Annotated in this window: 9 protein-coding genes; 6 read left to right on the top strand and 3 right to left on the bottom strand. The window is 53.6% G+C overall.

What is annotated here, in order from left to right:
* Positions 1–415 precede the first annotated feature (415 nt).
* Positions 416–1,045, bottom strand: a complete 630-nt coding sequence (locus tag G3O01_RS00315) for a cytochrome P460 family protein (RefSeq protein ID WP_241023531.1) — start codon at positions 1,043–1,045, stop codon at positions 416–418.
* Between the two features lie 434 nt (positions 1,046–1,479).
* Here G3O01_RS00315 and G3O01_RS00310 point away from each other — a divergent pair, with 434 nt between their 5' ends.
* The 6 genes from G3O01_RS00310 to G3O01_RS00280 all read left to right on the top strand — a co-directional run bounded on the left by G3O01_RS00310 (position 1,480) and on the right by G3O01_RS00280 (position 10,370).
* Positions 1,480–3,564, top strand: coding sequence for a cytochrome c biogenesis protein ResB (locus G3O01_RS00310; RefSeq protein WP_205803036.1), 2,085 nt, complete (start codon positions 1,480–1,482; stop codon positions 3,562–3,564).
* A gap of 1,044 nt (positions 3,565–4,608) precedes the next feature.
* Positions 4,609–4,812 carry a cold-shock protein gene (locus tag G3O01_RS00300; RefSeq protein WP_205803035.1) on the top strand — a complete coding sequence of 68 codons (204 nt, stop codon included), beginning with the start codon at positions 4,609–4,611 and terminating at the stop codon, positions 4,810–4,812.
* 588 nt (positions 4,813–5,400) lie between these two features.
* A complete protein-coding gene (locus G3O01_RS00295; protein WP_205802447.1) occupies positions 5,401–5,865 on the top strand; it encodes a GNAT family N-acetyltransferase in 465 nt (154 codons plus the stop codon).
* Positions 5,862–6,479: an NAD(P)H-dependent oxidoreductase gene (locus tag G3O01_RS00290; protein WP_205802446.1), complete on the top strand. Its 618-nt coding sequence runs from the start codon at positions 5,862–5,864 to the stop codon at positions 6,477–6,479. The genes G3O01_RS00295 and G3O01_RS00290 overlap by 4 nt, the downstream gene beginning before the upstream one ends.
* A 379-nt stretch (positions 6,480–6,858) precedes the next feature.
* On the top strand, positions 6,859–8,205 hold the full coding sequence (locus tag G3O01_RS00285) for an MFS transporter (RefSeq protein WP_205802445.1): 1,347 nt from the start codon (positions 6,859–6,861) through the stop codon (positions 8,203–8,205).
* A gap of 1,262 nt (positions 8,206–9,467) precedes the next feature.
* Positions 9,468–10,370 carry an aspartyl/asparaginyl beta-hydroxylase domain-containing protein gene (locus G3O01_RS00280; RefSeq protein WP_205802444.1) on the top strand — a complete coding sequence of 301 codons (903 nt, stop codon included), beginning with the start codon at positions 9,468–9,470 and terminating at the stop codon, positions 10,368–10,370.
* A 93-nt stretch (positions 10,371–10,463) separates the two neighbouring features.
* Here G3O01_RS00280 and G3O01_RS00275 read toward each other — a convergent pair whose 3' ends face one another.
* Positions 10,464–11,993, bottom strand: coding sequence for an efflux transporter outer membrane subunit (locus G3O01_RS00275; protein ID WP_205802443.1), 1,530 nt, complete (start codon positions 11,991–11,993; stop codon positions 10,464–10,466).
* Between the two features lie 7 nt (positions 11,994–12,000).
* Positions 12,001–15,195 carry an efflux RND transporter permease subunit gene (locus tag G3O01_RS00270; RefSeq protein WP_205802442.1) on the bottom strand — a complete coding sequence of 1,065 codons (3,195 nt, stop codon included), beginning with the start codon at positions 15,193–15,195 and terminating at the stop codon, positions 12,001–12,003.
* Positions 15,196–15,220: the final 25 nt, after the last annotated feature.

Here is a 15,220-nt window from a genome sequence, read left to right as displayed (position 1 = left end):
AATTTTGGCTTGTCTGCAGTTCGCGCTGAAACGCATTAGTTGCGCATCATCTGCTATCTCATCTGACACACGGGCTCGCCTTCGGATCGCGCCACGCCTGCTCAAGGTGTACCACTCTTTCCCTTGAAGGCAGGAAAGTAGCGGCGAGCCTGTTTGCAATAACGCCAGCTCATAGATGTCGACCACAGCAACCTCCGCATGACATTCCCGCATCAGCGTCTTTCATATAAGGTCATCTTCCAGACACTAGCGAGTATTCTGAGAACCAGACCTACCATATGCCTATGGCCGGCACGCGTTTAACGCCCATTTCGTTGACGCATTCACGAAAAAACACCGTGCGACTGACGGGGCACATCAAATGCCCCGTATTACCGTCCAACGGCGTTAAGTCGGCCCCATGACCACGAAGAAATTAAGGTTTGTAGTTAGGATTCAGGTGACCATCATCGTCCAGAAGCCGATAGAATTGAGTCCACACGTCGTCCTTCTTTGCACTTGCGATATGGCAGAAAGCGCACTCTTCCTTCGCCTTAACTTTTGCCATCTTCGCCTTCGGTTCGCTGTGGTTGAAATTGAAGTATCCCCAGCCATCGGTCGCGGCGAAGCGCTTCGAATCTTTCACCGTCACATCGGCCCCATTGAACTTGCCGGGGAAATACCCCCGGCCCGAGGGCTCATTCCTTGAACCATCTGGGAACTGTTGCGTCGAAGTCAACTGAAGTTCCTTTACAAAGATAGTTCCTTCTGGAAACTCCCCCGTTTTTTTATAGATCGCGTACGAACCCGGTTCAATGTACACATTGTGATATTCCGGAAAGCCTGCCTTTCCACCGTTAAGGGCATTCGGCGTCAACGGACTCCCCACATAGATCCATTGATGAAAATTCTTCGGCAGCAGTAATTGCCCATCCTCCGTGTATTGCGGGAGTTGTCGTTTTACCGTCGGAAGATCTTGCCCATCGGAATCTGCCCAAACGCTGGTACTAAACGACGACGTGCATGCAATCAAAACGGCACCAATGACCATGAGTCTCTTTAACATCCGGATTCTCCTATACGTTAGCGAAGTAACCGAGACTCAGTGCGCTTTGCGATGTCCGAGTCCGTAGCCTGTGTCGGCTATCGAATTAGATACTTTCGATCCGCATCAATCAACGCTCCATTGGTATATGAATCATGGACCCGTGGTTGCATGCGGCTCACGACGAACGCTCGAACCTGGTCATATACGTATGTATAGTCGCTTACTCTTTTCTCTCCCCACAAATTGGTGTAGAAATCCGAATTTCTGCATAAGTTGAATCAGTGCGTTCGACAATGCACATCTGAGTTTCCGTGGATATCAACTCTCCACTCTGCCTACCCTCACCACATGGAGCACCCTTGAGTGAACGTCGAACGGCCGAAGTCCAGATCTCCCAGCGAGTGCCGAAACGCAGAAGCGACGTAAAGCGTGTCATCAACCTTCTCAAGTCAATGCGCTTTGCGATCGCATTGCTGGTGATACTTGCAATAGCGAGCACCGTCGGTACGGTACTTACACAGGAAGACCCATACGCCAACTACGTGAATCAGTTCGGCCCATTCTGGGCTGGCATCTTTCGTGAGCTCGGCCTCTATGACGTTTATGGGGCCTGGTGGTTTATGCTTATCTTGATTTTTCTCGTCATATCAATCTCACTCTGCGTTATACATAACGCACCGAAGATGATCAAAGACGCGCGAAGCTGGAAAGACCGGGTGCGTGAAAGTAGCCTGCAGGCGTTTAGTCACAAGGGCGAGTTCCACACATCCACGATGAATTCCGGAAATGCAGCTCAATTGCTGATGCGCCTCGGTCATCAGTGGGGTTATCGGCTAACCACCCGTGAGACTGCTGCAGGTGAAATTCTGATTGCGGGCAAACGAGGAGCGCTTGCAAAACTGGGATACATCTTTGCTCACGCAGCGATTGTCGTCATCTGTGTGGGTGGACTTCTGGATAGCAATCTACCTATCGAACTACAGATGTGGATTCTCGGCAAGACATCGGCCGAGTTGGACACTGACATTGACGCAATCCCACCGGCTCACCGACTCTCGCCTTCAAACCCAACCTTTCGGGCGTTCGCTCTGGTGCCAGAAGGGCAGCAAACCAGTTCCGCAATACTCAGTCGAGAGGATGGTTCACTGATACAGGATTTGCCGTTTTCGATCCAGTTAAACAGATTCGTGGTCGAATATTATTCAACAGGTATGCCCAAGCTATTCGCAAGTGACATCGTAATAGTGGACCACAAAACGGGTAAGCGCGTTCCGGCACGTGTCCAGGTGAACAAGCCGTTCGCCTACGACGGCATTTCAATATATCAGTCGAGCTTCCAGGATGGCGGCTCGAAAGTCGAGTTGACCGTGTGGCCTATGATGGGGCAGAAAGCTACGACGGTGCCGCTTCAGGGTGTGGTGGGAGGTAAGACCCATATCGGACTTCAGACGCTTGGGGAGAAAGGTGCGACGGTAGAATTCACCGATTTTCGGTCAATCAACGTTGAAAGTATCGGTAACGCCGGCGAAAACGTTATTGAGCGACAGGTTCCGAAGGCACACACTTTCGCCGACGAGATTGACATGCGACTCGGGTCTGGCGCGAAAAGCAATCACCCCGGCAGCCTGAGAAATCTCGGACCTTCGATCGAATATAAAGTACGTGATGCAAATGGACAGGCCCGCGAGTACCGAACTTTTATGCTTCCCATTGATGTAGCAGGACAGCAGATGTTTCTTGCCGGCGCGAAGTTAAGCCTCAACGATCCGTTCCGCTTTATTCGTATTCCAGCCGACGAACATCATTCACTGGCAGGTTGGATGAACTTACGGGCCGCCTTGGAAACTCCCGAAATGCGTCGCGAAGCTGTATCCCGATTCGTGCGACGTTCATACCCGAGTGCTAATGCTTCGACCCGGAATCGTGCTGAAGACGATGTTTCTCGAGTGCTGGATCGCTTCGCGGGCGTTGTTGACGGCAAACCACAAACACCCACCATATCACCGGCTGGCGGCTTTCAAGCTCTCGCAGAATTGCTCGACCATTCGGCGCCCATACAGCAGCAGGAAAAAGCGGCAACGGCACTACTGAGCACGCTGAATGGGGTGGTGTGGGAGCTCTGGCAGCTCTCGCGCATTAACATTGGCGAACCTGAGGTGACGCGGGATGAATTCCATGCGTCCTTCGTCCGATCTGCAATCAATGCGCTGTCGGATAGCTTCTACTATGGGACACCCATACTCCTTCAACTCGATTCGTTCACTCAGGTGCAGGCGTCGGCCCTCCAGTTGACCCGTGCACCAGGTAAGACGCTAGTTTATCTTGGGAGCCTGTTACTCGTCGTCGGCATTTTCTCGATGTTCTATGTTCGCGAGCGCCGCCTCTGGTTTTGGATCAAGAGGACCAAAGACGGTGGAGCGGACATCTTAATGGCAATGTCCACTGCGCGTCGCACGCTTGATTTTGAGGCCGAGTTCGCAAATACGTGCGACACGGTAAATGCCGCATTGAATGACGATAGCATCGCCATGCGTTAGTGGCAAAGTCCTCTGGACGACTTGCCAGTCTACTACTCTGGACAAGGGTGAAACCCCTCTAATGCTCAGTTTTTTGACCGACTTCTGATCATCGAGCGAGGTATCACTAGTGGCGCGTGTTCGGCGCGCCTCTAGTGAACGGCTATACACGTGGGAGCAGAAACCGGATGACGAAGCTCGGAAATGAGAACACCATCAGCAGCAATATAGTCATTACATAAAATGGCCAGCCCTGGACGAACACGGCTCCCTCCCTTGCCTCGAGGAGGTAAGACGTGGCGGCTAAGATCAGATACGTCGATGCAAACTCCAGCATGTAGATCCAGAAATTCTTACCCCTTCGAAGGGACAACATTCCAAAGACTCTGTCACTACCAAACGGAAGGTTGACCAAAAAAAGGGCCAGCACAACAACAAACCAACCAGGGATTGACATTACCGGCGACCTCATATCATTTGTAAGGTTTAGGCGTGAGCTCAACGCGGTGGTTGTCGGGACCCGTTTGAGCAAGGTATTCAACGAAGTCGAGCGAATCGATTACGGTTTCTATCCGGCATTCGAATCGCCGTGTGGTCACTGCAACTTGAAGTGATCCTTTTCAGCATCCTCATCAACAACCCTCCCGATTAAACGAGAACTCGGAACACCGTACAATATTCCATCGGTATATGCGTTCGATACCAAGAATTTTTCGAAATTCTTGCAACTTCGAAAATGCGACTATCCTCGACCCAATCACCCTGATGCCCAGGGTCGGTTCGTCAACTTTCGAGGACGTCATCGACGCACCGCTCCTTGTGCTGTGCCCGCGCACGCAACTCATATACACGAGGCGATATTCGGATACTCGAGATTCATTGAACGTTTTTAAGACGAAAATTAAAATCGACTTCGCCATCACCGAATATCAAGCAACCGCAGACACTTCCATGTTCAAAACCTGGAGAGTGATGGCCTTCTTTCACGGCGGTCACGATCCAAAAATTGGCCCGCATCGTCATGGTCATATGAACTATTTCTTATTCGAATTAAGGGACGAACAAATGGCTACAGGTACGGTGAAGTGGTTCAATAATACGAAGGGCTTCGGTTTCATCAAACCAGATGACGGCAGCGAAGACCTTTTCGCGCATTTCTCCGAGATTCAGTCGACTGGATTCAGGTCCCTCCAAGAAAATCAGCACGTCTCCTTTGATATCAGAACGGGACCGAAAGGAAAGCAGGCGTCGAAAATCCACGTGTCCTAAACTGTAAGTTTGAAATCAAAATCGCACGCGCTGGACGCTTTTTCGTCGCGCCCCCCCATTTCCGGCCCTAGCTGGATTACTTCCTCCATCTCTTTTAATACCGGACCCTGTCGGATCACAGTAGACACCCCTGTCAGAGTTGGTCCGCAGGCAGTCCCGCGACAAGCCATATCGTTGCTAAGAGCCGGATCATCTCTCCACGAGGCACATGCCATAACAGCCGCCCGAGTTGAAGGTCTGTTCCGTACAAGCGCAGGAACGACATTTGCCATGTGATCCGAGCTCTACATCACCGATTCGAATCCGGCTGTCCTTAAGACCGTCAAGGTTGATGCCTGATCTGACAGTATGGCGACGTAAGTTCGAAAGCGACAAGAGCTCGCGATCACAGCAACTCCCGACTCGTGTGTGGTCTCTTTGCTGAAGCGACGGTTTTCAAAGTTGAACTCAGTGTGACCGAATTCAGGCACGGTATGAAAGTATCATCTGTCGAATATCGAATATGACCTACTCCTACAATCAATTCTTGACCCTACAACCCATCCCTTCAAACCGCTACCATCCCTACCTTGAAGACGGAAAACTCGTATGGACACAACCCTGATGTTCCGGCACCTCGATTCCCGCGAAGACCTAACCCGCGCCTTCGACATCATGAAGGAGTTGCGACCTCACCTGACGGACGCTGAGTCATTCTGTGCACAACTAAGCCTTCAGCGGCAGGAAAATTATCGCTTGCTCGCTGTCTGTGAGGCCAGTGGCACCATCCTCGGCCTCGCAGGTTATCGCACACAAACGAACACGCTTTACGGACGCTTTATATATGTTGACGATCTCGTCGTGACCGCCCGGATGCAACGCTCCGGAATTGGGGCAGACCTGCTTAACGAGGTTCGCGAGATCGCGCGCGATACGGGCTGTGCCCATTTCGTACTCGATACAGGGTTGCACATGCCGTTCGCACAACGGTTCTACTTCCGCAACGGGCTGCTCGCGAGAGGTATGCACTTCGTCGAGTCCCTTAGTTCGAATCGATCGGAGCGTGCACCATGAAAATCCTTCTAGTTAACGCGAGCCCGCACGGGAAAGCGAGTCACGGCTACGGGCTCGCGCGCGAAATGATCGCAACGTTGGGCAAGACCGCCGATGTATCAATCGCAGAACGCGATCTTACCTTGCGACCATTGCCTCCAATCAGCGAATCCTACGCGCAAGCCATCGTTTCATCCGATCCAGATCCAGGACAATTTGATGTCTCGGAGCTGCTGATCCGCGAGATTGAAACGACGGACGCGCTAATCATCAACACTCCAATGCACAACTTCACGGTACCCGCCGCGCTGAAGCTGTGGATCGACTACGTAGTGCGCGTTCATCGTACCTTTGCCGCAGCCGCAGAAGGCAAGATTGGCTTGATGCGTGATCGTCCAACGTTCGTGATCGTGGGTTCTGGTGGGTTTCATAGCGGCGATCGAGCATGGCAGGGTGATTTCCTCACCCCTTACCTGCGCTATGCCCTCGCATCCATTGGCTTGAAGAGTGTGGATTTCCTCCTGCTGGAGGGACTCACACACGGCGACGAAGCGGTGTCGAATTCGCTAGAGTCCGCCCGCGAGAAAATTGCGCAGAACACGCTTTTTGCGTCGGATGGTGCCATCACTCTCTGATGCCCCCAGGATATTCCGCCGACACACACTTCACGGCCAATCGGCTTTTTGTGCGGGACACTCACCAGATCGTCTGCGGGACTGCTCGCGTCAGGGTTCATTAGCACGATGAGATGATCGAATCAGACCTGGTAGCTCGATGGCTACGCGCCGTGCATGTCCTCATGAATTGCGATGCGAAGAAGCAAGCGATCGCTCGGTAATCACAGAAAATGACATCGTGTCAATATTTGAACCCGGCGCCACCTTCTCGCGACGGGCATGTACTCCGCTCGCAGGTCCTCCAGACCCCATCTTCGTGAGCTCGAAACATGCATGATAACCACAGTTCAAGAACATCTCGTGTGCAGTATCGCCCTACGTTCGTTCCGGAGATTGCATGCTGATGGGTGGCATTGAATCCCTAACGGCGTCCAGACGTTGTTGGGCGATGTTCGCAATCCTACTCGGACTAGGTCTAACTTCCCTCGGAAGTGCGATCGTGAACATTGCATTGCCGAACATCTCACGGTCATTCGCGACTAGCGAAGCAGCGTCGGTTTGGGTCGTGAACATCTATCAGCTTTCAGCCACCGTCTGCTTGTTACCCGTTGCAAGTCTGGCGGAATCACTCGGCCTCAAGCGGCTTTACACAACTGGTTTAGGCATCTTTGTTCTCGCATCGGTTGGATGCGCTTTCGCGCCAACATTATCGATTCTGGTAGGCGCACGCCTGATTCAAGGTATCGGAGCGGCCGCAGTCGCCGTGGCCGGCGTTGCATTCGTCCGGATAATCTACCCACACGGCATGGTCAGTAAAGGCCTCGCATTGGTTGCGCTATCTGTGGCGATACCTGGTGCATTGGGTCCCACCATCGCCGCGGCAATACTTGCCGTGGGAAACTGGCCATGGCTATTCTTGGTAAATGTGCCATTTGCCCTAGCAGTACCACTTTTTATTGCCACCACACCACGAGACGTTAGGATGCCTCGCGCTCTCGACCTCACTGGAATCACCCTCAATGCAGTCGCGTTCGGCCTTCTCGCTCTTGGAATCGGAACGCTCGGCATGGGTGACTGGCGCATCGCAACAGCAGAGATCATCGTCGGTCTTGTTTGTTTTAGCCTCTTTGTTCGGCAACAACTCCGTCATCCGACACCGATGTTGCCATTCGATCTCTTTCGCATACCTGTCTTTACGCTTTCCGTGTGGACTTCTGTTTGCTCTTATGCGGCGCAGAATCTGGCGTATGTTTCGCTACCCTTTTTGTTCGAAGTAAGTCTTCATCTTTCTCCCGTAGAAACAGGTATTCTTGTGACGCCCTGGCCACTCCTGACTGCTGTAACAGCGCCCATCGCCGGTCGCTTGACCACTCGATACCCTGCCTCGGTTATTTGTAGCATTGGTTTGGTGTTATTGTCCGCCGGTTTACTCCTGATGGTCTTCTTACCGACGACTCTGACTAAATGGGATGTGGTATGGCGCCTCGCGCTTTGCGGTATCGGTTTTGGTCTTTTCCAAACCCCGAACAACACCTCGATGATGACGGCTGGTGCGATAGGGCGTAGCGGCGCCGCAAGCGGAATGAATGCCGCGGCGCGTTTTGTCGGATGGTCACTCGGATCTGCGTTAGTCTCACTGCTTCTCAGCTTCGGACAGAATCGTGGCGCGATCTTGTGTTTGATAACGGGCGCGGTATTCGCACTGCTGGGAGCCGCGACCAGTAGCGCCCGTCGGTTCAGATAATATCCGTACGCGACCCACACGACTCCTTGACCTACTGGTTCGCTTCGACAAATCATCATGATCGAAGCCCCGTACCGTAGTGTCGCGCCACACCGTTCGGTTTCGAGCCGTGAATGTGAGAATACTCGACGAGGACCGCGGTCTACTTCCTTGCCCACGAACTCCCCTATGTCCGCACTTAGCCACAGCCGCCATTCGAGCGGTAGCGGGCCATTGTGCGCAGCCGTTGTGTAATCAGGAAAACAGACAAACGAACTCGTCAGATTCAGATCGTGTCGTTCTTCAGCCCCCCGGTCCGGAACCGGGCAATATGACGGAAAGCGCTTTTTCCTTCGATCATTGGCGAAGTAGTCCCCACATCGCATCGCAAACCACCCGACGCAATACTCCGATTTCGACTGGCTGACCGACACATCTGTTCGAATGCTGGACTTCGCGAGACCACCACTACTGCGCACAGCGCTCCTTTCCTACCGAAACGCTCATGCTCTACATATTCGTCTCCGACGCTCAAACGGAGCCGACGTACTCGCCGCGCGCGGGATAATCATGCTCGATCGCAAAATCAAGCGCTTGAAGCAGCTCCTTAAAATTCGGAAGTGCGAACGGCATAGATTGGACGGACAGATAGTAGATAGTCCGGTACGGTCGAAGCAAAAACGGCCCGGGTTCGGAAAATAGTTCAGATTCTTCAATCCCTATGGATGACTTGCCCGGGTGTCGACGCGCGCGAGATTCACTATCCGAACTAATGGCAACCGTCTTGCTTCCTCGCTCTGCGAATTCCGGCGTCTAGCGTTCCAATTCCTTTAGATCCATCGCACATGTAGGACAATGAAGACCTCGATAAAAGCAGATCAGCGTCGTCACCTGCGGCGCCTCCAAATCTCCCGTGGCCGAAGGTCTCAAGGACAAGTGTGGGCGCTATTAGCGGGGAATAAGCATGATGCCACTCCTTTCGTAATAGATGATTGAAACCAGTTAAGGTGATCATCCGGCTCTTTCATACAGTCCAGCATAACAGCAGGCGATATTGCCCCGTTGGAGCCTGAGCACTTAACGATAAGAAATCTTTCGACCTGCTGTCCCCGCATTCAGGAAACAACTCTCACCTTGTTTACTCGTTACGCAGTAACAATGTCCGTACGCAGCCACGCCTTGATCTCTTCACTAATGCAAAATCCCGGCATACCGGCACGCAACGCGTCGCCCTGCTGATTTATCTGCTGGACTAATGATGTGAACCATTGAGGAGTGCACGAATGCGCGTGCTGTTTTTGTTCTGGTTTATCTCCAGCGCATCGTATATCGCGATGCGTGGAAAAATACGCTTCCCGTTTTGGCGTCAGCTGTCTGATCATTCAACGTTTCTGGCGCCTCTTAACGCAATCTTCTACGTATTTTCGACGCTGAAACGCGGCGCGTACATTGATACATCAAGCTTTCCCGAACTCTCATCTCTCAAAGAAAACTGGCAGACAATCCGCGATGAGGCGCTGGCGATTAGTGCCGCACAAAAGATTTCGGCCGGGGGAAACTACAACGATATCGGATTTAACTCGTTCTTCAAGACGGGTTGGCGACGCTTCTATCTCAAGTGGTACGATCATCCTCACCCCTCTGCACAGGCTCTTTGTCCTGTGACGACACGCCTGCTCCAAGAGATTCCGACTGTCAGAGCGGCAATGTTTGCACAGTTGCCACCTGGCGCGAGCCTCGTTCGGCATCGCGACCCCTACGCAGGCTCTGTTCGTTATCATCTCGGTCTCGTCACCGCGTCCAGCCCAGGTTGCTACATTGACGTCGATGGAGAGCAATACTACTGGCGCGACGGAGAAGTGGTCATGTTCGATGAAACGTACATCCACTACGCAAAGAATGAAACCGAGATTTCACGTATCGTCCTCTTCTGCGATATTGAACGCCCCATGCGTTACCGATGGGTCACGGCATTGAATAGAGTTTTCTCAAATATCGTACTCCGCGCGGCCGCCTCGCCCAATGAAACCGGCGATCGTACCGGTTTTCTGAACCACGCTTTCAAATACATTTATACAGTCCGTCGATGGGGAAAGCGGATCAAGGCGTGGCATCGACCAACCTACTACGCGGTTAAGTGGGTTCTCTTCGCTTCGATATTTGCCAGCATTTTCTACGCACTTTAGTCTCGGAAGCTCGAGCAACGTGCTCGTCCGAATATTAAACGCGATCATCCGTACGCTGCGCGCGAACCGCGCGCAGCGCCTTCGAGAATAGCGCTACCTCGGGACCTGTGGCGTGTCGGCTACACCAACGACAACTCCATCCCCCCATCCGCCGCCCAATGCACGCACAAGATTCACAGTAGCGGCGGCCTGAAGCCCTGAAAGCTGGACTGCAGTCGTTTGGGCCGCCAGCACCGTCCGGTCCGCGTCAATCACGTCGAGATAATTGACGGCGCCCTCTCGGTATTGCGTACGTGAAATATGTGCCGCGCGCGTCGATGCCTGTACCGCTTCGTTCTGTGTTTGTGTTTGTTCCTCGAGAATCCTGAGGTCGGACAGGCTATCCTCGACTTCCTGGAACGCCTTCAGAACCTGTTGACGATAATTGGCGACGTCCTCGTCAAAAGCTGCTCGCGCGTTCGCAAGGTTCCCCGCACGACGCCCCCCATCGAAGATCGGCATTGTCAGTGCCGTGCCAAAAAGTGGACCAAGTACGAAGGCCCGACTCGACCACTGAAAGAGGTCACCCAGTGTCGTCGACTCGAATCCTGCTGAACCCGTAATGGATAGCGAAGGAAAATACGCTGCCTTGGCGACACCGATCCGCGCGTTGGCCGCAGCCATTGCTCGCTCGGCCGCCGCGATATCCGGCCGTCGCTCCAGTAACGCCGAGGGAAGTCCTGGCGGAATCCGGATCTGAACGGGTCGCAATGGATTAGAGGCCATTGAAAATTCCGACGCTGACTTTCCCAGAAGAACCGCGAGACGGTGTTCAGCGGTCGCCCGCTCACGCCTTGCTGTCATTTCGTCGGACCGCGCAGTTGCGAGCTCCGCTCGCGCCCTCGCGAGATCCAATTCGGTGATGTCTCCTGCGCCGAACTTCGACTGCACTAGCTTCAGCGCCTGTTCGCGAAGCGAAACGTTCTGCACGTACACTTCCAGCTGCGCGTCAACTTCTCGAACCGAGAAGTAGTTCACAGCCACGTCAGCTTGCAGCGCGAGCTGCACCGAACGAAGAAGTGCTTCAGATTCCTCGCTTTCTGCGCGACTCGCTTTGACAGAATCGGATACCCGTCCAAAAAGGTCTGCCTCATAACTGACAGTGCCTTGTGCACGCCACAACGTTTGAGCAGGTACATCTACCCCATTAGGCGAGAACTGCGAGCCGGGAGAGACCTTCTCCCTGGTAGGTCCGAAGCCTGCGCCGATCGTAGGAAACAGGTTTGCGCTAGTAGCCTGTTGAATAGCGCGAGCCTCCTTCACCCGAGCCGATGCTGCAACCAGATTCTGGTTAGCGGAAAGCGCTTGTTCTTCAAAGTCGTTGAGCGTCGCGTCATCAAAAATCCGCCACCACTCTCCACGCGGAATTTGGTCCGCAGGTTGAGCGATCTTCCAGGTGCCTATCTCACTTCCAGTCGTCGCGTCAGATGTATCTTTCGTGGCCGATGCTTCCTTGAAAGCGGAGGAGCTCGCAGCGGCCGGCACCCGATACTCCGGCGCCAGCGAGCAACCTGCAGTAAAAGCAAGCGTTGCGAGCAAAGACAGCGGACCCAGCAAAACACGGTTTGTTCGGATTGTCGACATATTGACCTCACGCGTCGATCGAAGCGTTAACGCCCCGAACGTGTGGATGATGCCCGTGCTTGTCCACGATATGCTCGGTCCCCGTGAGCTTTCGCAGAACGACGTAGAAAACAGGCGTTAGAAGCAACCCGAACAGCGTCACGCCGAGCATCCCGAAGAATACGGCGATACCAATTGCGTGACGCATTTCCGAGCCCGCACCACCAGAAACGACAAGCGGAACCACGCCCATGATGAAAGCGAATGATGTCATCAGGATCGGCCGCAAACGCAGCCGGCTGGCCTCAATGGCCGCCTGAACGATGGAACGCCCTTCCATTTCGAGCTCACGCGCAAATTCGACGATGAGAATCGCGTTCTTCGCCGATAGCCCAACCAGCACCATCAGGCCGATTTGCGTAAAAATATTGTTATCTCCGCGTGTTAGCCAGACGCCCAACAACGCAGACAGCACGCTCATCGGAACGATCATCAAAATTGCAAGCGGAAGTGCCAGGCTTTCATACATCGCCGCGAGGACCATATAAACGAGCAGAACGCTGACCGGAAATACCCAAAGGGCGGCGTTGCCGGCCAGAATCTGCTGATATGTCAGATCAGTCCATTCAAATTTCATGCCTCGCGGCAACGTATTCGCGGCAATCCTTTCAATGGCAGCCTGCGCCTGTCCCGACGAGTAACCGGGTGCAGGACCACCGTTGATGTCGGCGGCGGTGTATCCGTTGTATCGAACGACGGAATCGGGTCCGAAAGTTGGCGTGACTTTCACAAGCGTCGACAGCGGCACCATTTCGCCCTTGTCATTACGGGTCTTTAGTAACCCGATATCATCCATGTGCGCGCGAAACGGCGCATCTGCCTGCACGCGTACCTGATAGACGCGTCCAAAGCGATTAAAGTCATTGACGTAGAACGAACCCAAATAGACCTGCATCGTGTTGAAAACGTCAGTGACCGACACTCCCAGCTGCTTTGCCTTCACACGGTCGACCTCGACATTCACCTGCGGCACGTTAATCTGATACGTGGAGAATTCCGGCCCAAGTTCAGGCGCTTTCGACGCCGCTTTGAGGAAAGCTTGGGTCGCGTTATCGAGTGCCGTATAGCCTGCGGCGTGCTGGTCTTCGATCTGTAGCTTGAAGCCACCAAGCGTGCCTAGACCGAGAACCGGCGGCGGAGGGAAGACAGCGACAAACGCGCCCTTAATTCCTGAAAAGCGCTTGTTCAGTTCTGCGGCGATACCCAACCCTGTCATCGATTTACCCTTGCGCTCTTCAAATGGCTTTTCGCTGAAAAACACGACCGCAGAACTCGACGAATTGGTGAAACCATTGACAGACAAACCGGGGAATTGCACCGCTGACTCGACACCCGGCGTCTTCATCGCGATCTCGCCGACCTGGCGCACCACCTCCTCCGTTCGGTCCAACGATGCACCATTGGGCAGTTGCACGATGGCGACCAGATATTGCTTGTCCTGAACAGGAACGAACCCACTAGGAACAATTTTGCTCATCAGCACCGTCAGACCTAGCAACCCGCCATAAATCGCGAGGATAAAGACTTTGCGGTTGACGACCCGCGACACTCCGCGCCCATACGACTCCGAGCCACGATGAAAGACTTTGTTGAACGCATTGAAGAACGGAGCGAAAATTCGATCCATTGCGCGCGTGAGCCAGTCCTTCGGCTCATGATGTCCTTTGAGCAGAAGTGCTGAAAGTGCGGGCGAGAGCGTCAGCGAGTTGAACGCGGAAATAACCGTCGAGATCGCAATGGTCATCGCAAACTGCTTGTAAAACTGCCCTGTCAGGCCACTCATGAAAGCGAGAGGCACGAACACGGCAATCAACGTCAGAGCAATTGCGATAATCGGCCCACTCACCTCCTGCATGGCCTGATGGGTCGCCTCTTTTGGCGACAGTCCTGTAGCAATGTTCCGTTCAACGTTCTCCACCACCACAATCGCGTCGTCCACCACGATGCCGATCGCAAGCACCATGCCGAAGAGCGATAGTGCGTTTACCGAGAAGCCGAAAGCGAGCATCAATGAGAACGTTCCGACAATCGACACAGGCACTGCAATTAGCGGAATGATCGACGCGCGCCACGTCTGCAGAAACACGATGACAACAAGCACCACGAGGGCGATTGCTTCGAGCAACGTGTGAATGACAGCATGGATGCTTGCGCGCACGAATTGGGTCGGATCGTAGACAATGTCATATTTCACACCGTCGGGCATATCGGCTTCGAGATCCTTCATTGCTTCTCGAACGTGCTGCGAAATATCGAGGGAATTTGCCCCCGGCAACTCGAAAACCGCCATTGCAACGGCCGACTTGTTGTTCAGAAGCGAACGTCGCGCATATTCCGACGCACCCATTTCGACGCGTGCGACGTCCTTGAGTCGTGTCACGGCTCCGTTCGGAGACGTCTTCAATACAATATCGCGGAACTGGTCTTCCGACTGAAGTCGGCCCAGCGCATTCACGTTGAGTTGTAAGGGTGCATCTGGCGTAGATGGAGACGCACCGACCTGACCGGCAGCGACCTGGACGTTCTGCTCCCGAATGGCCGTCACGACATCGTTGGCGGTCAAATCATGCTCCGCCACCAATTTTGGATCAAGCCAGATACGCATCGAGTAATCGCCAGCGCCCCACAAAGTGACCTGACCAACACCAGTGATGCGCTCCAGGCGATCACGAACGTTGATCAGAGCGTAGTTCCGAAGGTATGTACTGTTGTACTTCTCGCTGGGGGAAACGAGATGGACAACCATCGTAAGCGCCGGCGAAGACTTTATCGTGGTCACACCGAGGCGCTGCACGTCCTCCGGCAAGCGAGGCAATGCTTGATTGACCCGGGTCTCAACCTGTTGTTGTGCAAGGTCAGGATTGGTTCCGAGCTTGAATGTAACCGTCAACGTAAGCGTGCCGTCGCTGTTAGCCTGCGACTGCATGTACAACATGTTTTCGACCCCGTTGATCTGCTCTTCAAGCGGTGAGGCGACTGCTTCTGCGATGACCTTGGGGTTAGCTCCAGGATATTGGGCCGTTACGACGACCGATGGCGGTACAACGCCCGGATACTCAGAGATAGGCAGATTGACCATCGAGATCAGACCCGCCAACAGTATCATCGCGGACAGCACGGCCGCGAATATGGGGCGTTCAATGAAAAATTTGGACAGGTTCATAGCAATCTCTGGCTAAGCGCGAAGG

It is taken from the genome of Burkholderia sp. Ac-20365 (assembly GCF_017104715.1).
Classification (GTDB): Bacteria; Pseudomonadota; Gammaproteobacteria; order Burkholderiales; family Burkholderiaceae; genus Paraburkholderia.
Note: the sequence above shows the minus strand (reverse complement) of the source record. Positions and strands in the feature narration are given on the sequence as shown.